32 protein-coding genes are annotated in these 17,376 nt (G+C 57.2%); all 32 read left to right on the forward strand.

What is annotated here, in order from left to right; all coding sequences use genetic code 11:
• Nucleotides 1-138: EF-Tu C-terminal domain-related protein (locus ABH944_RS38745; RefSeq protein ID WP_472975146.1), on the forward strand; the 138-nt coding region annotated here is incomplete at its 5' end.
• Nucleotides 139-276: 138 nt separating this feature from the next.
• Nucleotides 277-588: a 30S ribosomal protein S10 gene (gene rpsJ / locus ABH944_RS38750; protein ID WP_031361584.1), complete on the forward strand. Its 312-nt coding sequence runs from the start codon at nt 277-279 to the stop codon at nt 586-588.
• A 200-nt stretch (nt 589-788) separates the two neighbouring features.
• Nucleotides 789-1,448 carry a 50S ribosomal protein L3 gene (rplC, locus tag ABH944_RS38755; protein WP_062091252.1) on the forward strand — a complete coding sequence of 220 codons (660 nt, stop codon included), beginning with the start codon at nt 789-791 and terminating at the stop codon, nt 1,446-1,448.
• On the forward strand, nt 1,448-2,068 hold the full coding sequence (gene rplD, locus ABH944_RS38760; protein ID WP_047845336.1) for a 50S ribosomal protein L4: 621 nt from the start codon (nt 1,448-1,450) through the stop codon (nt 2,066-2,068). The genes rplC and rplD overlap by 1 nt, the downstream gene beginning before the upstream one ends.
• Nucleotides 2,065-2,379 carry a 50S ribosomal protein L23 gene (rplW, locus tag ABH944_RS38765; protein ID WP_031361581.1) on the forward strand — a complete coding sequence of 105 codons (315 nt, stop codon included), beginning with the start codon at nt 2,065-2,067 and terminating at the stop codon, nt 2,377-2,379. Before rplD ends, rplW begins: the two co-directional genes overlap by 4 nt.
• A gap of 2 nt (nt 2,380-2,381) precedes the next feature.
• Nucleotides 2,382-3,209 (forward strand): 50S ribosomal protein L2, encoded by an 828-nt coding sequence (rplB, locus tag ABH944_RS38770; protein WP_062091253.1) that lies wholly within the window; start codon nt 2,382-2,384, stop codon nt 3,207-3,209.
• A gap of 10 nt (nt 3,210-3,219) precedes the next feature.
• A complete protein-coding gene (rpsS, locus tag ABH944_RS38775) occupies nt 3,220-3,495 on the forward strand; it encodes a 30S ribosomal protein S19 (RefSeq protein ID WP_031361579.1) in 276 nt (91 codons plus the stop codon).
• Between the two features lie 12 nt (nt 3,496-3,507).
• On the forward strand, nt 3,508-3,837 hold the full coding sequence (gene rplV / locus ABH944_RS38780; RefSeq protein ID WP_031361578.1) for a 50S ribosomal protein L22: 330 nt from the start codon (nt 3,508-3,510) through the stop codon (nt 3,835-3,837).
• An 11-nt stretch (nt 3,838-3,848) separates the two neighbouring features.
• The gene (gene rpsC / locus ABH944_RS38785) at nt 3,849-4,661 is read left to right on the forward strand and encodes a 30S ribosomal protein S3 (protein ID WP_062091254.1); all 813 of its coding nucleotides are present in this window, start codon (nt 3,849-3,851) and stop codon (nt 4,659-4,661) included.
• 2 nt (nt 4,662-4,663) lie between these two features.
• Nucleotides 4,664-5,080: a 50S ribosomal protein L16 gene (gene rplP, locus ABH944_RS38790; protein ID WP_031361576.1), complete on the forward strand. Its 417-nt coding sequence runs from the start codon at nt 4,664-4,666 to the stop codon at nt 5,078-5,080.
• Between the two features lie 9 nt (nt 5,081-5,089).
• A complete protein-coding gene (gene rpmC, locus ABH944_RS38795; protein WP_047845339.1) occupies nt 5,090-5,284 on the forward strand; it encodes a 50S ribosomal protein L29 in 195 nt (64 codons plus the stop codon).
• Nucleotides 5,281-5,553, forward strand: a complete 273-nt coding sequence (gene rpsQ, locus ABH944_RS38800) for a 30S ribosomal protein S17 (protein ID WP_031361574.1) — start codon at nt 5,281-5,283, stop codon at nt 5,551-5,553. The genes rpmC and rpsQ overlap by 4 nt, the downstream gene beginning before the upstream one ends.
• Nucleotides 5,554-5,841: 288 nt before the next feature.
• Nucleotides 5,842-6,210, forward strand: coding sequence for a 50S ribosomal protein L14 (rplN, locus tag ABH944_RS38805; protein ID WP_006052212.1), 369 nt, complete (start codon nt 5,842-5,844; stop codon nt 6,208-6,210).
• A gap of 9 nt (nt 6,211-6,219) precedes the next feature.
• The gene (gene rplX, locus ABH944_RS38810) at nt 6,220-6,528 is read left to right on the forward strand and encodes a 50S ribosomal protein L24 (protein ID WP_047845340.1); all 309 of its coding nucleotides are present in this window, start codon (nt 6,220-6,222) and stop codon (nt 6,526-6,528) included.
• Nucleotides 6,529-6,541: 13 nt separating this feature from the next.
• Nucleotides 6,542-7,081, forward strand: coding sequence for a 50S ribosomal protein L5 (rplE, locus tag ABH944_RS38815; RefSeq protein ID WP_035933066.1), 540 nt, complete (start codon nt 6,542-6,544; stop codon nt 7,079-7,081).
• Between the two features lie 7 nt (nt 7,082-7,088).
• On the forward strand, nt 7,089-7,394 hold the full coding sequence (rpsN, locus tag ABH944_RS38820; protein ID WP_031361570.1) for a 30S ribosomal protein S14: 306 nt from the start codon (nt 7,089-7,091) through the stop codon (nt 7,392-7,394).
• Nucleotides 7,395-7,408: 14 nt separating this feature from the next.
• Nucleotides 7,409-7,804, forward strand: a complete 396-nt coding sequence (gene rpsH, locus ABH944_RS38825; RefSeq protein ID WP_031361569.1) for a 30S ribosomal protein S8 — start codon at nt 7,409-7,411, stop codon at nt 7,802-7,804.
• Between the two features lie 19 nt (nt 7,805-7,823).
• A complete protein-coding gene (gene rplF / locus ABH944_RS38830) occupies nt 7,824-8,357 on the forward strand; it encodes a 50S ribosomal protein L6 (RefSeq protein WP_056355422.1) in 534 nt (177 codons plus the stop codon).
• A 12-nt stretch (nt 8,358-8,369) separates the two neighbouring features.
• Nucleotides 8,370-8,735 (forward strand): 50S ribosomal protein L18, encoded by a 366-nt coding sequence (gene rplR / locus ABH944_RS38835; RefSeq protein WP_047845342.1) that lies wholly within the window; start codon nt 8,370-8,372, stop codon nt 8,733-8,735.
• A gap of 14 nt (nt 8,736-8,749) precedes the next feature.
• Entirely contained in the window at nt 8,750-9,268 is a 519-nt protein-coding gene (rpsE, locus tag ABH944_RS38840; RefSeq protein ID WP_031361566.1) for a 30S ribosomal protein S5, read from the forward strand.
• Between the two features lie 14 nt (nt 9,269-9,282).
• Nucleotides 9,283-9,465 (forward strand): 50S ribosomal protein L30, encoded by a 183-nt coding sequence (gene rpmD, locus ABH944_RS38845; RefSeq protein WP_047845343.1) that lies wholly within the window; start codon nt 9,283-9,285, stop codon nt 9,463-9,465.
• Between the two features lie 29 nt (nt 9,466-9,494).
• Nucleotides 9,495-9,929 (forward strand): 50S ribosomal protein L15, encoded by a 435-nt coding sequence (gene rplO / locus ABH944_RS38850; RefSeq protein ID WP_050382046.1) that lies wholly within the window; start codon nt 9,495-9,497, stop codon nt 9,927-9,929.
• A 44-nt stretch (nt 9,930-9,973) separates the two neighbouring features.
• Nucleotides 9,974-11,320 (forward strand): preprotein translocase subunit SecY, encoded by a 1,347-nt coding sequence (gene secY / locus ABH944_RS38855; protein WP_062091256.1) that lies wholly within the window; start codon nt 9,974-9,976, stop codon nt 11,318-11,320.
• An 8-nt stretch (nt 11,321-11,328) separates the two neighbouring features.
• The gene (infA, locus tag ABH944_RS38860) at nt 11,329-11,547 is read left to right on the forward strand and encodes a translation initiation factor IF-1 (protein WP_047845346.1); all 219 of its coding nucleotides are present in this window, start codon (nt 11,329-11,331) and stop codon (nt 11,545-11,547) included.
• Between the two features lie 20 nt (nt 11,548-11,567).
• Nucleotides 11,568-11,684 (forward strand): 50S ribosomal protein L36, encoded by a 117-nt coding sequence (gene rpmJ, locus ABH944_RS38865; RefSeq protein ID WP_004199844.1) that lies wholly within the window; start codon nt 11,568-11,570, stop codon nt 11,682-11,684.
• 41 nt (nt 11,685-11,725) lie between these two features.
• The gene (rpsM, locus tag ABH944_RS38870; RefSeq protein WP_031361562.1) at nt 11,726-12,091 is read left to right on the forward strand and encodes a 30S ribosomal protein S13; all 366 of its coding nucleotides are present in this window, start codon (nt 11,726-11,728) and stop codon (nt 12,089-12,091) included.
• A gap of 28 nt (nt 12,092-12,119) precedes the next feature.
• Entirely contained in the window at nt 12,120-12,524 is a 405-nt protein-coding gene (rpsK, locus tag ABH944_RS38875) for a 30S ribosomal protein S11 (RefSeq protein WP_006052224.1), read from the forward strand.
• Nucleotides 12,525-12,682: 158 nt separating this feature from the next.
• On the forward strand, nt 12,683-13,306 hold the full coding sequence (gene rpsD, locus ABH944_RS38880; protein WP_062091257.1) for a 30S ribosomal protein S4: 624 nt from the start codon (nt 12,683-12,685) through the stop codon (nt 13,304-13,306).
• A gap of 125 nt (nt 13,307-13,431) precedes the next feature.
• The gene (locus tag ABH944_RS38885; RefSeq protein ID WP_047845349.1) at nt 13,432-14,409 is read left to right on the forward strand and encodes a DNA-directed RNA polymerase subunit alpha; all 978 of its coding nucleotides are present in this window, start codon (nt 13,432-13,434) and stop codon (nt 14,407-14,409) included.
• A 142-nt stretch (nt 14,410-14,551) separates the two neighbouring features.
• Nucleotides 14,552-14,947: a 50S ribosomal protein L17 gene (gene rplQ, locus ABH944_RS38890; RefSeq protein WP_062091258.1), complete on the forward strand. Its 396-nt coding sequence runs from the start codon at nt 14,552-14,554 to the stop codon at nt 14,945-14,947.
• Nucleotides 14,948-15,141: 194 nt separating this feature from the next.
• Nucleotides 15,142-15,468 carry a divalent-cation tolerance protein CutA gene (gene cutA, locus ABH944_RS38895; protein ID WP_404613667.1) on the forward strand — a complete coding sequence of 109 codons (327 nt, stop codon included), beginning with the start codon at nt 15,142-15,144 and terminating at the stop codon, nt 15,466-15,468.
• Nucleotides 15,461-17,311, forward strand: a complete 1,851-nt coding sequence (gene dsbD / locus ABH944_RS38900; RefSeq protein ID WP_404613643.1) for a protein-disulfide reductase DsbD — start codon at nt 15,461-15,463, stop codon at nt 17,309-17,311. Before cutA ends, dsbD begins: the two co-directional genes overlap by 8 nt.
• Nucleotides 17,312-17,376 lie beyond the last annotated feature (65 nt).

Here is a 17,376-nt window from a genome sequence, read left to right on the forward strand (position 1 = left end):
ATGGTCATGCCGGGTGACAACGTGTCGATCACGGTGAAGCTGATCGCGCCGATCGCGATGGAAGAAGGTCTGCGCTTCGCTATCCGTGAAGGCGGTCGTACCGTCGGCGCGGGTGTCGTCGCTAAGGTTCTCGAGTAAAATCCTGAGCTTGCTTCAGAAAAGCTGTAATTTGTAGTCGTGCCCGGAGCCGGGTACACGCACCTTGCTGGTGCCCGGCTCCATGCTCTTTTACCAAATCGACGGTGCAACACCGTCTCGCTCTTTCAAGGAATTGTCATGGCAAACCAGAAAATCCGCATTCGCCTGAAGGCTTTCGACTATCGTCTGATCGATCAATCGGCTGCCGAAATCGTCGATACGGCTAAGCGGACTGGCGCAATCGTGCGTGGTCCGGTGCCGCTGCCGACCCGTATCCAACGTTTTGACATCCTGCGTTCGCCGCACGTCAACAAGACGTCGCGCGATCAGCTCGAAATCCGTACCCACCAACGCCTGATGGATATCGTCGATCCGACGGACAAGACCGTTGACGCGTTGATGAAGCTTGACCTGCCGGCTGGTGTGGACGTGGAAATCAAGTTGCAATAAGTTTCACCCGGCGCTGCTCTCGCGAGGAGCGGCGCTAAGTCTTTGATTGCTTGCGGAAAACGAAAAGCCTTGTTATACTCCAAGGCTTTTCGCGCATTTGCGCAAAAAAGTCGGTTTATTTCTTAAGAATGAGTTCTCAAGAATGAGTCGGCATTTTGTAAATCAGCCCCGACCAATCGCAGTTGGGAATGGAGAAAACGATGAGCCTTGGACTCGTAGGTCGCAAGGTTGGCATGACCCGTATCTTTACGCCTGAAGGGGATTCGATTCCCGTCACCGTATTGGACGTGTCGGACAACCGCGTGACGCAGATCAAGTCTGTAGAAACGGATGGTTACATCGCCGTTCAAGTTGCATTCGGCACTCGCCGCGCATCGCGCGTGACGAAGCCGCTGGCAGGTCACCTTGCCAAAGCCGGCGTACAAGCTGGTGAAGTTCTCAAAGAATTCCAGATCGATTCCGCTAAGGCTGCCGAGTTGTCGAACGGTACCGTGATCGGTACGGACATCTTCGAAGTAGGCCAGAAAGTCGACGTGCAAGGCGTGTCGATCGGTAAGGGCTACGCCGGTACCATCAAGCGTCACAACTTCGCTTCGGGTCGCGCATCGCACGGTAACTCGCGTTCGCACAACGTCCCTGGTTCGATCGGTATGGCGCAGGATCCGGGTCGTGTTTTCCCGGGTAAGCGCATGACAGGTCACATGGGCGACGAAACGGTTACGGTGCAAAACCTCGTGATCGCTCGTATCGACACTGATCGTCATCTGTTGCTGGTCCGTGGCGCTGTTCCTGGCGCTAAGGGCGGCAAGGTTTTCGTGACGCCGGCTGTCAAGGCACGCGCTGTGAAAGGAGCGAAATAATGGAACTTAAGCTCCTGAGCGCCAATGGTCAGGAAGGCACGGGTGTGAACGCATCGGACGTCGTGTTCGGTCGCGATTACAACGAAGCCCTGATCCATCAGGTCGTCACGGCCTATCAAGCCAACGCACGTAGCGGTAACCGCGCGCAGAAGGATCGTGAGCAAGTCAAGCACACGACCAAGAAGCCGTGGCGTCAAAAGGGTACGGGCCGCGCTCGTGCCGGTATGTCGTCGAGCCCGTTGTGGCGCGGCGGTGGCCGTATCTTCCCGAATTCGCCGGAAGAAAACTTTTCGCACAAGGTCAACAAGAAGATGCATCGCGCAGGTCTCTGCTCGATCTTCTCGCAGTTGGCACGTGAAGGCCGTATCTCGGTAGTCGACGAGCTCACGCTCGAAGCGCCGAAGACCAAGCTGTTGGCCGAAAAATTCAAGGCAATGGGTCTCGAGTCTGTCCTGGTCATCACTGACACGGTCGACGAAAACCTGTACCTCGCGTCACGCAATCTGGCCCACGTGGCCGTTGTCGAGCCGCGTTACGCCGACCCGCTCTCGTTGATCTACTTCAAGAAGATCCTGATTACGAAGGCTGCGGTCGCCCAGATCGAGGAGTTGCTGTCATGAGCGAGATTCGCAAGAACGATCATCGTTTGATGCAGGTCCTGCTCGCGCCGGTGATCTCCGAAAAGGCGACGCTGGTGGCCGACAAGAACGAGCAGGTTGTGTTCGAAGTCGCGCCCGATGCCACGAAGCAGGAAGTGAAGGCTGCTGTCGAGCTGCTGTTCAAGGTAGAAGTCAATTCCGTCAACGTGTTGGTCACGAAGGGTAAAGCCAAACGCTTTGGCCGCTTCATGGGCAAGCGCAAAGACGTGAAGAAGGCGTATGTCTGCTTGAAGCCCGGCCAGGAAATCAACTTTGAAGCGGAGGCCAAGTAATCATGGCAATCGTAAAAGTTAAGCCGACTTCGCCGGGTCGCCGCGCGATGGTCAAGGTGGTCAACAAGGATCTGTACAAGGGCAAGCCGCACGCAGCGCTGCTCGACGCACAGTCCGTGACCGCCGGCCGGAATAACTCCGGTCGCATCACGACGCGTCACAAAGGTGGCGGTCACAAGCAACACTACCGTATGGTCGATTTCCGTCGCGACAAGGACGGCATTCCGGCAAAGATCGAACGTCTTGAGTACGATCCGAACCGTAGCGCAAACATTGCGCTGGTTCTGTACGCAGACGGCGAGCGCAAGTACATCATCGCTCCGAAGGGTGCGACGGTGGGTCAGTCGTTGATGTCTGGTTCGGAAGCGCCGATCCGCTCGGGTAACACCCTGCCGATCCGCAATATTCCGGTCGGTACGACGATTCACTGCATCGAGATGCTGCCGGGCAAGGGCGCGCAAATGGCGCGTTCGGCTGGTACGTCCGCCATGCTGCTGGCTCGTGAAGGCACGTACGCTCAGGTTCGCCTGCGTTCGGGTGAAATTCGCCGTGTGCACGTTGAGTGCCGCGCGACGATTGGTGAAGTTGGCAACGAAGAGCATAGCCTCCGTCAAATCGGTAAGGCTGGTGCTAACCGCTGGCGCGGTATCCGCCCGACGGTGCGTGGCGTTGCAATGAACCCGGTCGATCACCCGCACGGTGGTGGTGAAGGTAAGACGGCAGCAGGTCGCGATCCGGTCAGCCCGTGGGGAACCCCGGCTAAGGGTTATCGCACCCGCAGCAATAAGCGCACGACGACGATGATCGTTCAGCGCCGTCACAAGCGCTAAGGAGTAAGCAATGGCACGTTCTGTTAAAAAAGGTCCGTTCTGCGACGCTCATTTGCTGAAGAAGGTTGAGGCTGCCGCAGCTGCGCGTGACAAGAAACCGATCAAGACCTGGTCGCGTCGTTCGACGATCCTGCCGGACTTCATCGGTCTGACGATCGCCGTGCATAACGGCCGTCAACACGTCCCGGTATATGTTTCGGAAAACATGGTCGGCCACAAACTTGGCGAGTTCGCATTGACCCGTACGTTCAAGGGTCATGCAGCCGACAAGAAGGCCAAGAAATAAGGGGCTATCAAGATGGAAGTAAAAGCTATTCATCGCGGTGCCCGCATCTCGGCGCAGAAAACGCGTCTTGTGGCTGACCAGATCCGTGGTTTGCCGGTCGACAAGGCGCTGAACGTTCTTACGTTCTCGCCGAAGAAGGCGGCGGGTATTGTCAAGAAGGTCGTGCTGTCAGCGATCGCGAATGCGGAACACAACGAAGGCGCCGACATCGACGAGCTCAAAGTAACGAGCATCATGGTCGACAAGGCCGCTTCCCTGAAGCGATTCACCGCGCGCGCAAAAGGCCGTGGTAACCGCATCGAGAAGCAATCCTGTCACATCACTGTGACAGTCGGGAATTAAGGAGCCATACGATGGGACAAAAAATTCATCCGACAGGCTTCCGTCTGGCTGTCAGCCGAAATTGGGCGTCGCGTTGGTACGCGAACAACACCAATTTCGCATCGATGCTGCAGGAAGACATCGGCGTTCGTGAATACCTGAAGAAGAAGCTGAAAAACGCTTCGGTAGGTCGGGTTGTCATCGAGCGTCCGGCGAAGAATGCACGTATCACGATTTACAGCTCGCGTCCGGGTGTAGTGATCGGCAAGAAGGGTGAGGATATCGAACTGTTGAAGACGGAACTGCAGCGCCGCATGGGCGTTCCGGTCCACGTCAACATCGAAGAAATCCGCAAGCCGGAAACCGATGCGCAACTGATCGCCGACTCGATCACGCAACAGCTCGAGCGCCGGATCATGTTCCGCCGCGCGATGAAGCGTGCGATGCAAAACGCCATGCGTCTGGGTGCCCAGGGCATCAAGATCATGAGCGCCGGCCGGTTGAACGGTATCGAAATCGCCCGTACGGAGTGGTATCGCGAAGGTCGCGTTCCGCTTCACACGCTGCGTGCCGATATTGACTACGCAACCTCGGAAGCGAAGACGACCTACGGCATCATCGGCGTCAAGGTGTGGGTCTACAAGGGCGACACGCTGGGCCGCAATGATGCACCGGTGGTCGAAGAAGTAGCCGAAGACAAGCGTCCGCGCCGCAACGCACGTCCGGGTGGCGATCGCCGTCCGCGTCGTGACGGTGAAGGTGGTGGCCCGGCAAACGCAGGTGCGCGCCGTGGCGCTCCCCGTCGTGCTGGCGGTGCCGGCGGCGACGGGAAGACTGGAGAATAACGATGCTGCAACCGAAACGCAGAAAGTATCGCAAAGAGCAAAAGGGTCGTAACACCGGCAAGGCGACGCGCGGCAACGCGGTGTCGTTCGGTGAATATGGCTTGAAGGCTATCGGTCGCGGCCGTTTGACCGCGCGCCAAATCGAAGCGGCGCGTCGTGCAATGACGCGTCACATTAAACGTGGCGGCCGTATCTGGATCCGCATTTTCCCGGACAAGCCGATCTCGCAAAAGCCGGCTGAAGTACGGATGGGTAACGGTAAAGGTAACCCTGAGTACTACGTCGCAGAGATTCAACCGGGCAAGATGCTGTATGAAATGGACGGTGTTACTGAAGAGTTGGCACGTGAAGCGTTCCGTCTGGCTGCAGCTAAGCTGCCGCTGAAGACGTACTTCGTTTCACGCCAGCTCGGCGCCTAAGGAGCAATGATGAAGGCTTCCGAACTTCACCAGAAAGACCAGGCCGCTCTCAATCAAGAGCTGACGGACCTGCTGAAGGCGCAATTCGGCCTGCGCATGCAACTCGCGACCCAGCAATTGACCAATAACAGTCAATTGAAGAAGGTTCGTCGCGACATCGCTCGTGTGCGGACCGTCCTGACTGAGAAGGCGAACCAGAAATGAACGATAGCGTAAAAACCTCGCTCAAGCGGACGCTGGTCGGCAAGGTCGTCAGCAACAAGATGGAAAAGACGGTCACCGTGCTGGTCGAGCACCGCGTAAAGCATCCGATCTACGGCAAGTACGTCGTACGGTCGAAGAAGTACCACGCTCACGACGATGCGAACACGTACAACGAAGGCGATCTCGTCGAGATCCAGGAAACCCGTCCGATTTCTAAGACGAAAGCCTGGGTTGTGTCGAAGTTGCTGGAGTCGGCGCGCGTCATCTAAGCGTCAAAATGCGTTAAAAGAAGTGTCGCAGTAAGTTTCGCTTGCAAGACCGAAATTATGCGTTATAATTTCGGTCTTCCCTCTTTGTGGGAGCCCCATCGCGGGCGAAGTAGGTGGGGGAAGCCGGTACGGGCGCCAGTTCGTACTGACAGATTCACCGGATTGCGATGGCGGGTTTCGTCTGCCCTCGCTGCCTGTTCTAACCCAAGCAGCCACCAGGCTGACGGGACCAAGACTGACCGGGTGCGCCATGGTGGCGTAACTGGATTAAGTTGGGAAAGATAAACCATGATTCAGACCGAAACTCGGCTTGAAGTTGCCGACAACACGGGTGCACGTGAAGTGATGTGCATCAAGGTGCTCGGCGGCTCGAAGCGTCGTTACGCTAGCATTGGCGACATCATCAAGGTGACCGTCAAGGAAGCAACGCCGCGCGGACGCGTGAAGAAGGGCGAAATCTACAACGCCGTGGTCGTTCGTACGGCCAAGGGCGTGCGCCGCCAGGACGGCTCGCTGATCAAGTTCGACGGTAATGCCGCCGTACTTTTGAATGCCAAGCTCGAGCCTATCGGTACGCGTATTTTCGGACCGGTTACGCGTGAATTGCGTAGTGAACGATTTATGAAGATCGTTTCACTCGCGCCGGAAGTGCTGTAAGGAGTCGCGATGAACAAGATTCGCAAAGGTGACGAAGTTATCGTCACCACTGGCAAAGACAAAGGCAAGCGCGGCGTCGTGCTGTCCGTTGGCGAAGAGCGTGTAACGGTCGAGGGTATCAATCTCGTCAAGAAGCACGTCAAGCCGAACCCGATGAAGGGTACGACGGGTGGCGTGGAAGCCAAGACGATGCCGCTGCATATTTCGAACGTCGCATTGGTCGACGCGAATGGCAAGGCGTCACGTGTAGGCATCAAGGTCGAAGGCGACAAGAAGGTTCGCTTCTTGAAGTCGACCGGTGCCACGCTTAGCGTCTGACGCGGAGTAAAAAATGGCACGTCTGCAAGAATTTTATAAAGAGAAGGTTGTACCCGGCCTCGTTGAGAAGTTCGGCTACAAGTCCATCATGGAAGTGCCGCGCATCACCAAGATCACCCTGAACATGGGTCTTGGAGAAGCCGTCGCCGACAAGAAGATCATCGAAAACGCCGTTGGCGACCTGACGAAGATTGCTGGCCAAAAGCCCGTTATCACGAAGGCACGCAAGGCTATCGCTGGCTTCAAGATTCGTCAGGGCTACCCGATCGGCGCGATGGTTACGCTGCGCGGCCAGGCCATGTACGAATTTCTCGATCGTTTCGTGACGGTTGCGCTCCCCCGGGTTCGTGACTTCCGCGGTGTATCGGGTCGTGCGTTCGACGGTCGCGGCAACTACAACATCGGTGTGAAAGAGCAGATCATTTTCCCCGAGATCGATTACGACAAGATCGACGCGCTTCGTGGGCTGAACATCAGCATCACGACGACCGCGAAGACTGACGATGAAGCGAAGGCACTGCTCGCCAGCTTCAAGTTCCCGTTCAGAAACTGAGGTTACCGTGGCTAAACTGGCACTGATCGAACGTGAAAAGAAGCGTGCGCGCCTGGCTGCAAAGTACGCTCCCAAGCGTACTGCGCTGAAGGCGGTCATTGATGACGCGAGCAAGTCGGACGAAGAGCGTTATGCCGCTCGTCTCGAACTGCAACAACTGCCCCGCAACTCGAACCCCACTCGCAAGCGTAACCGCTGCGCGATCACGGGTCGTCCGCGTGGCACGTTCCGCAAATTCGGATTGGCACGCAGCAAGATTCGCGAAATCGCTTTCCGCGGCGAAATCCCTGGCCTGACCAAGGCGAGCTGGTAATAGGAGATATCTAAATGAGTATGAGTGATCCTATCGCCGATATGCTGACTCGCATCCGCAATGCGCAGATGGTTGAGAAAGTATCGGTGACAATGCCCTCGTCGAAAGTCAAGGTTGCGATTGCGCAGGTTTTGAAGGACGAAGGTTATATCGACGATTTCGCAGTGAAGTCTGAAGGTGCGAAGTCGGAATTGAATATCGCGTTGAAGTACTACGCCGGCCGTCCGGTTATCGAGCGCATTGAACGCGTCTCGAAGCCTGGTCTGCGTGTGTATCGCGGTCGTAACGACATTCCGGTTGTAATGAACGGTCTTGGCGTTGCAATCGTGTCGACGCCCCAGGGTGTGATGACCGACCGCAAGGCGCGCCAGACCGGCGTCGGCGGCGAAGTCCTCTGCTACGTCGCTTAAGCCGAAAAGGAGAAGAAACATGTCTCGAGTAGGTAAAAGCCCGATTACGCTGCCGCAAGGCGCGGAAGTGGCCTTTAGCGGCGAAGTAATCACCGTCAAGGGCCCGTTGGGTACGATTACGCAAGCGGCCAACCCGCTTGTTACGGTAGCAAACGACAACGGCACGCTCAACTTCGCCCCGGCTGATGAAAGTCGTGAAGCGAATGCGATGTCGGGCACGATGCGCGCCCTCGTGGCGAACATGGTGAATGGCGTTACGAAGGGTTTCGAGCGCAAGCTGACGCTGGTTGGCGTTGGTTATCGCGCGCAGGCGCAGGGCGACAAGCTGAATCTGTCGCTGGGTTTCTCGCACCCCGTGGTGCACGCGATGCCGGAAGGCGTCAAAGTTGAAACCCCGACGCAAACCGAAATCGTGATCAAGGGGATCGACAAGCAGAAAGTTGGCCAGGTCGCCGCGGAAGTTCGCGGTTACCGTCCGCCGGAGCCCTACAAGGGCAAGGGCGTGCGCTACTTCGGCGAAGTCGTCATCCTCAAAGAAACGAAGAAGAAGTAAGGGTGCGCAATCATGGATAAGACTCAATCTCGCCTGCGCCGCGCTAAACAGACGCGCGTCAAGATCGCTGAGCTGCAGGTCGCACGTCTGGCTGTGCATCGCACGAACACGCATATCTATGCGCAAGTGTTCTCGCCGTGCGGCACCAAGGTGCTAGCAAGCGCGTCGACGCTCGAAGCTGAAGTGCGTGCCGAACTGGCCGACAAGACCGGTAAGGGCGGCAACGTCAACGCTGCGATCGCTGTCGGTAAGCGTATTGCTGAAAAGGCCAAGGCTGCCGGCGTCGAATCCGTCGCCTTCGACCGTTCGGGTTTCCGTTACCACGGCCGCGTGAAAGCGCTGGCTGATGCGGCACGCGAAGCCGGACTCAAGTTCTAAGGGAAGAATTCGTCATGGCAAAGATGCAAGCGAATGTGAAGGCTGAAGAACGCGACGACGGCCTCCGTGAAAAGATGATCGCGGTCAACCGCGTGACCAAGGTGGTGAAGGGCGGCCGGATTCTCGGTTTTGCCGCACTGACCGTGGTTGGCGATGGTGACGGACGCATCGGCATGGGCAAGGGCAAAGCGAAGGAAGTTCCGGTTGCTGTTCAAAAGGCAATGGAACAAGCACGCCGCAACATGTTCAAGGTACCGTTGAAGAACGGTACGCTGCAACACGAAGTGCACGGTAAGCACGGCGCATCCGCAGTCCTCCTGGCTCCGGCCAAGGATGGTACGGGTGTTATCGCCGGCGGTCCGATGCGCGCAGTGTTCGACGTGATGGGCGTTCAAAACGTTGTGGCGAAGAGCCACGGTTCGACGAATCCGTACAACCTCGTTCGTGCAACGCTCGACGGTCTGCGCAAGCAGTCCACGCCGGGTGACATCGCGGCGAAGCGCGGCAAGTCCGTCGAAGATATTTTGGGCTAAGCCAGGTGGTCACCATGTCTGATAAAACTGTCAAGGTTCAGCTCGTGAAGAGCCTGATTGGGACCCGTGAAACGCATCGTGCAACGGTGCGTGGTCTGGGCCTGCGCCGACTCAACTCGGTTAGCGAACTGCAGGACACGCCGGCAGTGCGCGGGATGATCAACAAGGTCTCGTACCTTGTCAAAGTCCTCAGCTAAGCGGCTGACCAAGGATCAAGGAGTTGAATATGGATTTGAATAACCTTAAGCCGGCAGAAGGCGCGAAGCACGCAAAGCGTCGCGTTGGCCGCGGTATCGGTTCCGGCCTGGGCAAGACTGCAGGTCGTGGTCACAAGGGTCAGAAATCGCGTTCGGGGGGCTTTCATAAAGTCGGCTTCGAAGGCGGTCAGATGCCTTTGCAACGTCGTCTGCCGAAGCGTGGTTTCAGCTCGCTGACGCATGAGTTCGTTGGCGAAGTGCGTTTGTCGGACCTTGAGAAGCTGCCGGTCGACGAAATCGATTTGTTGGCTTTGAAGCAAGCCGGTCTGCTCGGCGTGCTCTTTACGAGCGCACGGATCATCAAGACGGGCGAACTGACGCGCAAGATCACGGTCAAGGGCCTCGTTGCTACGAAGGGTGCCCGTGCTGCGATTGAAGCCGCCGGCGGCTCGGTCGCTGAGTAACGAGCGCGTGTTGTCGTTGTTAGCGAAAGCATCGGAGAAGGTTCTTGGCTAATAGCCCGAGTCTCGCAAAATCCGGTCGAAGCGCTGCGAAGTTCGGCGATCTGCGTCGGCGTGCAATGTTCTTGCTGCTGGCGCTGATCGTCTACCGTATCGGTGCGCATATTCCGGTGCCGGGTATCGACCCGGATCAGCTGGCGAAGCTTTTCCAGAGCCAGTCAGGCGGCATTCTTGGCATGTTCAACATGTTCTCGGGTGGCGCACTGTCCAGGTTCACGATCTTCGCGCTTGGGATCATGCCGTACATCTCGGCGTCGATCATCATGCAGTTGCTGTCGATCGTTTCGCCGCAAATGGAAGCGCTGAAGAAAGAAGGTCAGGCGGGGCAGCGGAAGATTACGCAGTACACGCGTTACTTCACGGTTGTTCTGGCTACCTTTCAAGCATTTGGTATTGCGGTGGCGCTGGAAAATCAAGCCGGGCTCGTTATTGACCCAGGCATGGTGTTCCGGTTGACGACAGTCGTGACGCTGGTGACCGGCACGATGTTCCTGATGTGGCTGGGTGAGCAGATCACGGAGCGCGGACTGGGCAACGGTATCTCGATCATCATTTTCGGTGGTATTGCGGCGGGTTTCCCGAACGCAATCGGTGGTCTCTTCGAACTGGTTCGCACCGGCTCCATGAGTATCATCTCGGCGATCATTGTCGTCGTGCTGATAGCGGCGGTCACGTTCGTGGTGGTGTTCATCGAACGCGGCCAACGCAAGATCCTCGTGAACTACGCCAAGCGTCAGGTCGGAAACAAGATTTATGGCGGTCAGTCGTCGCATCTGCCGCTGAAGTTGAATATGTCGGGCGTGATTCCGCCGATCTTTGCGTCGTCGATCATCCTGTTCCCGGCAACTATCCTGAACTGGTTTAGTTCGGGTACGCGGACCGGCTGGTTTGCAAACACGCTGCACGGTGTTGCCGAGGCTCTTAAGCCTGGTCAACCGGTGTATGTGTTGTTGTACGCAATGGCGATCGTTTTCTTCTGCTTCTTCTACACCGCGTTGGTGTTCAACAGCAGGGAGACGGCCGACAACTTGAAGAAAAGCGGTGCCTTCGTTCCCGGGATTCGTCCTGGTGACCAGACGGCTCGGTATATCGATCGGATCCTCACGCGTTTGACGCTGGCCGGTGCGATCTACATCGTGTTCGTTTGCTTGCTGCCGGAGTTTCTGGTGCTGCGCTGGAACGTACCGTTTTATTTCGGTGGAACGTCGCTGCTGATCATTGTCGTGGTCACGATGGATTTCATGGCGCAGGTGCAGTCCTACGTTATGTCGCAACAGTATGAATCGCTGCTCAAGAAGGCCAACTTCAAAGGCAGTAACGTCCCTATGCGCTAGTAAGGACTATGGCCAAAGACGATGTAATCCAGATGCAGGGTGAGGTGGTGGAAAACCTTCCCAATGCTACTTTCCGGGTTAGGTTGGAAAATGGCCATGTGGTTCTTGGGCACATATCCGGGAAGATGCGGATGCATTACATCCGCATTCTTCCAGGCGACAAGGTAACGGTTGAATTGACGCCTTACGATCTGTCTCGTGCACGGATCGTGTTCCGGGCGAAGTGATTTGAAAAAAGGGTAATATCATGAAAGTGATGGCATCGGTTAAGCGCATTTGCCGCAATTGCAAGATCATCAAGCGCAAGGGCGTTGTGCGCGTGATTTGCAGCTCTGATCCGCGCCACAAACAGCGTCAAGGCTGAACGCCGCGCTTTTGCTTGCGCTTTTTGTTTGAGGAAAAACAATGGCTCGTATCGCAGGGGTTAACATCCCGAATCACCAGCATACTGAAATCGGCCTCACGGCAATTTTCGGTGTAGGTCGCACGCGCGCTCGCGACATTTGCGTGGCGTCTGGTGTGGAATTTTCGAAGAAGGTCAAAGACCTCACTGACGCAGACCTCGAAAAGCTGCGAGAAGAAGTGGGTAAGTTCATCGTCGAAGGCGACCTGCGTCGTGAAGTGACGATGAACATCAAGCGCCTGATGGACTTGGGCTGCTACCGTGGCGTGCGCCATCGCAAGGGCTTGCCCATGCGTGGTCAGCGTACACGTACGAATGCCCGTACCCGTAAGGGTCCGCGTCGTGCAGCGCAATCGCTGAAGAAGTAAGCGGAATTGATAGTTACAGGAAAACGTAATGGCTAAGGCTTCGAACAACTCCGCGGCGCAACGCGTTCGCAAGAAGGTAAAGAAGAACGTCGCCGAGGGCGTAGTTCACGTTCACGCGTCGTTCAACAACACCATCATCACGATCACCGATCGCCAAGGCAATGCACTCGCCTGGGCAACGTCGGGTGGCCAGGGCTTCAAGGGATCGCGTAAATCGACTCCCTTTGCTGCTCAGGTCGCAGCCGAATCGGCTGGTCGCGTGGCGATGGAATACGGCGTGAAGAACCTCGAAGTGCGGATCAAGGGCCCCGGTCCTGGCCGTGAATCGGCGGTGCGTGCGCTGCATGGTCTTGGCATCAAGATCACCGCAATCTCCGACGTGACACCGGTTCCGCACAACGGTTGCCGTCCGCCGAAGCGTCGTCGTATCTAAGACGTCGCGTAGCGCCTTGACCTGTTGACGCTCGCGCGTCGACAGGTTGCTTGCGTTATGGATTCAGCGTTAAGAATACTGACTAAGCCCACCGTTCGATCCATTGAGTTCGAACTAGCGCGAATGTATTTCGCGTGATCAATTATTAAGGATGCAAAGTGGCACGTTATACCGGTCCTAAAGCAAAGCTGTCCCGCCGTGAAGGTACTGATCTTTTCCTGAAGAGCGCACGTCGTTCGCTCGCTGACAAGTGCAAGCTCGATAGCAAGCCGGGTCAGCATGGCCGTACGTCTGGCGCTCGTACGTCCGACTACGGTACGCAGTTGCGTGAAAAGCAAAAAGTGAAGCGTATTTACGGCGTGCTCGAACGTCAGTTCCGTCGTTACTTCGCTGAAGCTGATCGCCGCAAGGGCCCGACGGGCGAAAACCTGCTGCAATTGCTTGAGTCGCGTCTCGACAACGTCGTCTATCGCATGGGCTTCGGCTCGACGCGCGCTGAAGCACGTCAGCTGGTCGGTCACAAGTCGATCACGGTGAACGGCGTTGTGAACAACATCCCGTCGATGCAAGTCAAGGCAGGTGATGTGGTTGCTGTTCGCGAACAGTCGAAGAAGCAAGTGCGGATTCTGGAAGCGCTTAACCTGGCTGAACAAGGCGGAATGCCGAGCTGGGTTTCTGTCGACGCCAAGAAGTTCGAAGGCACGTTCAAGTCGATGCCGGAACGCAGCGATATCGCTGGCGACATCAACGAAAGCCTGATCGTCGAATTGTATTCGCGGTAAATCGGATTAACGGCCGGGGAGCCCTGATTGCCGAAGGCAAGGGGCTACCTCGGCTGTCTATTTTCGGGTTGTCACCGGTCAGCCTTATCGGCGTAACGAGCCGAGGGTATTGAAAAGGAAAACCTATGCAAACCAGTTTGTTGAAGCCCAAGATTATTGCAGTCGAATCGCTTGGCGACAGTCACGCGAAAGTGGTCATGGAGCCGTTCGAACGCGGTTATGGTCACACCTTGGGTAACGCGCTTCGGCGTGTGCTGTTGTCGTCGATGATTGGTTATGCGCCGACCGAAGTGACGATTGCTGGCGTCGTGCATGAATATTCTACGCTCGACGGCGTGCAAGAAGATGTGGTCAACCTGCTGTTGAATTTGAAGGGCGTCGTTTTCAAGCTGCATAACCGCGACGAAGTCACGGTCACGCTGCGCAAGGAAGGCGAAGGCGTTGTCACGGCCGGCGATATCGAACTCGCTCACGATTGCGAAGTCATCAATCCCGGTCATGTGATTGCGCATCTGTCGAAGGGCGGCAAGCTCGACGTTCAGATCAAGATTGAAAAGGGCCGCGGCTATGTGCCGGGCAACGTGCGCCGTTATGGCGAAGATTCGGCGAAGATCATTGGCCGTATCGTGCTGGATGCGTCGTTCTCGCCGGTTCTCCGCGTGAGCTACGCCGTTGAAAGCGCTCGCGTTGAGCAGCGTACCGACCTCGACAAGCTCGTGATGAACATTGAAACCAACGGCGTGATTTCGCCCGAGGAAGCAATTCGGCAATCGGCTCGTATCCTGGTCGACCAGTTGTCAGTGTTCGCCGCACTGGAAGGCACGGAAGCAGCGGCAGAAGCACCGTCGCGTGCGCCGCAGATCGATCCGATCCTGTTGCGTCCGGTGGACGATCTCGAACTGACGGTTCGTTCCGCGAACTGCCTGAAGGCCGAGAACATCTATTACATCGGTGATTTGATTCAGCGCACGGAAAACGAATTGCTCAAGACGCCTAATCTCGGTCGCAAGTCGTTGAACGAGATCAAGGAAGTCCTGGCTTCGCGTGGTCTGACGTTGGGTATGAAGCTCGAAAACTGGCCGCCGGCTGGTCTCGACAAGTAAGCTTCAAGCAGTACGCTTGACTGGCAAAGATGCGGATTTTCCTTTAGAATCCGCATCTTGCTTTTTCTACGACCGGCCCGTGCGCTCAAAAGAGACGCAATAGAAGAGCTGGATCTAAACTTGGTTAATTAGGAAATTCAAAATGCGCCATAAACATGGTTTGCGGAAACTGAACCGCACGAGCAGCCACCGTCTGGCTATGCTCCGTAATATGTCGAACTCGCTGATCGAGCACGAAGTCATCAAGACGACGCTGCCGAAGGCTAAAGAACTCCGTAAAGTCGTTGAGCCACTGATCACGCTCGGCAAGAAGCCGTCGCTGGCAAATCGTCGTCTGGCGTTCAACCGCCTGCGCGATCGTGACTCCGTCGCAAAGCTGTTCGAAGTCCTGGGCCCGCGCTATGAAAAGCGTCCGGGTGGATATCTGAGCATCCTGAAGTTCGGCTTCCGCCAAGGCGACAATGCGCCGATGGCACTGGTCATGCTGATGGATCGTCCGGAACTCGCTGAAGGCGACGACGTGCAAGAAGCTGAATAAGCTGGTAGCACGGTGTTGTTCGCAATAGAAAAAGGCCAAGCTTTGCTTGGCCTTTTTCTATTGCGCGCCGGGTTTGAACTGCCGGTAGTCCGCGGCTCGCATCCGGCGCGATAGGCCGATTGGCCGAATGCGGGCTTTTGACGTCCAGTGCTAGGATTGCATGCATATCTACCGCATCGGAGCTTTTCTTGAACATGCCCGTTGTCCTCGTTCTTACAACGTTGCCCGACAGCGAGGCGGCATCAACGCTCGCACAGCAAGCCATAGACGCACGGCTTGCCGCCTGTGTAACGGAGCTGGGCACGGTCAAGTCGCGGTATCGCTGGAAAGGTAAGGTAGAGCTTGCCGAGGAGCTTCAGCTCCTGTTCAAGACGAGCCTCGCATGCGGCGACGAACTGACGCGCTTTATCGAAGCAAATCATCCTTATGAAACACCTGAAATTGTCTCGTGGCAGGCGGATGCATCGGCTGCATATGGACAATGGATTACCGCGGAAACTCCACGTCCTCTTAATGTTTAAGTCCTTTGCCTTCTTCGCGCGCCGGCCGCTCGACGCAGTTCTCATGCTGGTGTCGTGCTTCGTGTTGCTGCTCTGCTCGATCTCGCCAAGCCAGGCGGCCGACGATTTTCTTGACCCGGCGGTCGCTTTCAAATTTAGTGCAACGGAGAAACCGGGCGAGATCGATGTGCGATATAAGGTCGCAGATGGCTATTACATGTATCGCGAGCGTTTTGCGTTTGCGGTGAAGAATGGCACGGCGACGCTGGGCGAACCGCAATTGCCCGCCGGCAAGGTTCACTTCGATCAGACGTTTAACAAGGATGTGGAAACGTATCGCGGCGAACTCGTGATCCGGATTCCGGTGAAGCAGGCTTCCGGCCCGTTCGATATTGCTGTCACGTCGCAGGGCTGTGCCGACCAAGGCATTTGTTATCCGCCGATGGAGCGCGTTTACCGCGTAAGCGGCGCGGCCCTGCAGGCGGCCAGTGCCAATGGTCAGGCACCGGTGGCCAGCACCAGTGACGTGCCTTGGTACGACCGCGCGACCAACGCCGATTACGCGCAATCCTTGCTGGAAAGCGGCGGCTTTTTTGCGATCGTCGGCTTGTATTTCGTGGCGGGCGTCGTGTTGAGCTTGCTGCCTTGCTCTTACCCGATGATTCCCATTCTCTCGGCGATCATTATTGGTGAAGGCGCACGCGTAACGCGATCGCGAGGGTTCGGGTTATCGGCCGCGTATGTGTTTGGCATGGCGCTTGTCTACACGGTGCTAGGGGTGCTCGCCGCGATGATCGGGCAGAGTCTTGGCGCGTGGCTCCAGAACCCCTGGGTGCTCGGCGCGTTCGGCGTGCTGCTGGCCATATTCGCGCTCACGCTGATTGCCGGTGTCGATATTGCATTGCCCGCGCGCTGGCAAAACAGCGTCAACCAGGCATCGCAGAAGCGCTCGGGCGGGAAGGTCGCGGCGGTTGTCGTCATGGGCGCGTTGTCAGCGCTCGTGGTCGGTGCGTGCATGACCGCGCCGCTCTTTGCAGTGCTCGCATTCATCGCGCATACAGGCAATGCGCTGCTCGGCGGTGCGGCATTGTTTTCCATGGGCGTCGGACTCGGCGTGCCGCTCCTGATCATTGGGCTCGGCGCGGGGACGCTGTTGCCGCGCGCTGGGAACTGGATGGACGGCGTGAAGGTGTTTTTCGGCGTCGTGCTGCTCGCGGCGGCATTATGGATAGTGTGGCCGGTGCTGGGTACTGTCGTGCAAATGAGTTTGGCGGCTTTGTGGCTGCTTATAGCGGCCGCGGCGCTGGGGCTGTTTACATCGGCTGCTGCGGCGGCGTCGATATGGCGCAAGCTGGGTCGTGGATTCGGCGCAGCGCTCGCTATCTGGGGCGCTACGCTGCTCGTTGGACTCGCTGCGGGATCCACCGATCCGCTTCGGCCGCTGGCCGTATTTGCTGCGCGAACGGGTTCCGGCGCTGGAACCGGCGCGCAGCAATCCGCGCCGGGGGAGACGTTCGCACCGGTCAGGTCATCGGCGGAACTGGATCTGGCGCTCAAGGCCGCGGGCCGCCCCGCCATGCTGGATTTCTACGCCGACTGGTGCGTGTCGTGCAAGGAGATGGAACATCTCACGTTCAGCGATCCGCGGATACGCGCGCGCCTGGCGCAACTTAACCTGCTGCGCGCTGACGTTACGGCGAATAATCCCGACGATCAGGCGTTGCTCAAGCGCTTCAAGCTGTTCGGGCCGCCGGGCATCATCTTCTTCGACGCGCAGGGCAACGAAGTGGTGCGGGTCGTGGGGTACGAGTCGGCGGATACGTTCTTGAAGAGCCTGGCCAAGCTTTCCGCACCTACGACGTGATTTTCCACATGCGGAACCTGATGTGCGTTCGGAACCGGACGCACGTCGCGTTTTTTCGGGATCCG

Source organism: Caballeronia udeis (assembly GCF_044909315.1).
Classification (GTDB): Bacteria; Pseudomonadota; Gammaproteobacteria; order Burkholderiales; family Burkholderiaceae; genus Caballeronia; species Caballeronia udeis_A.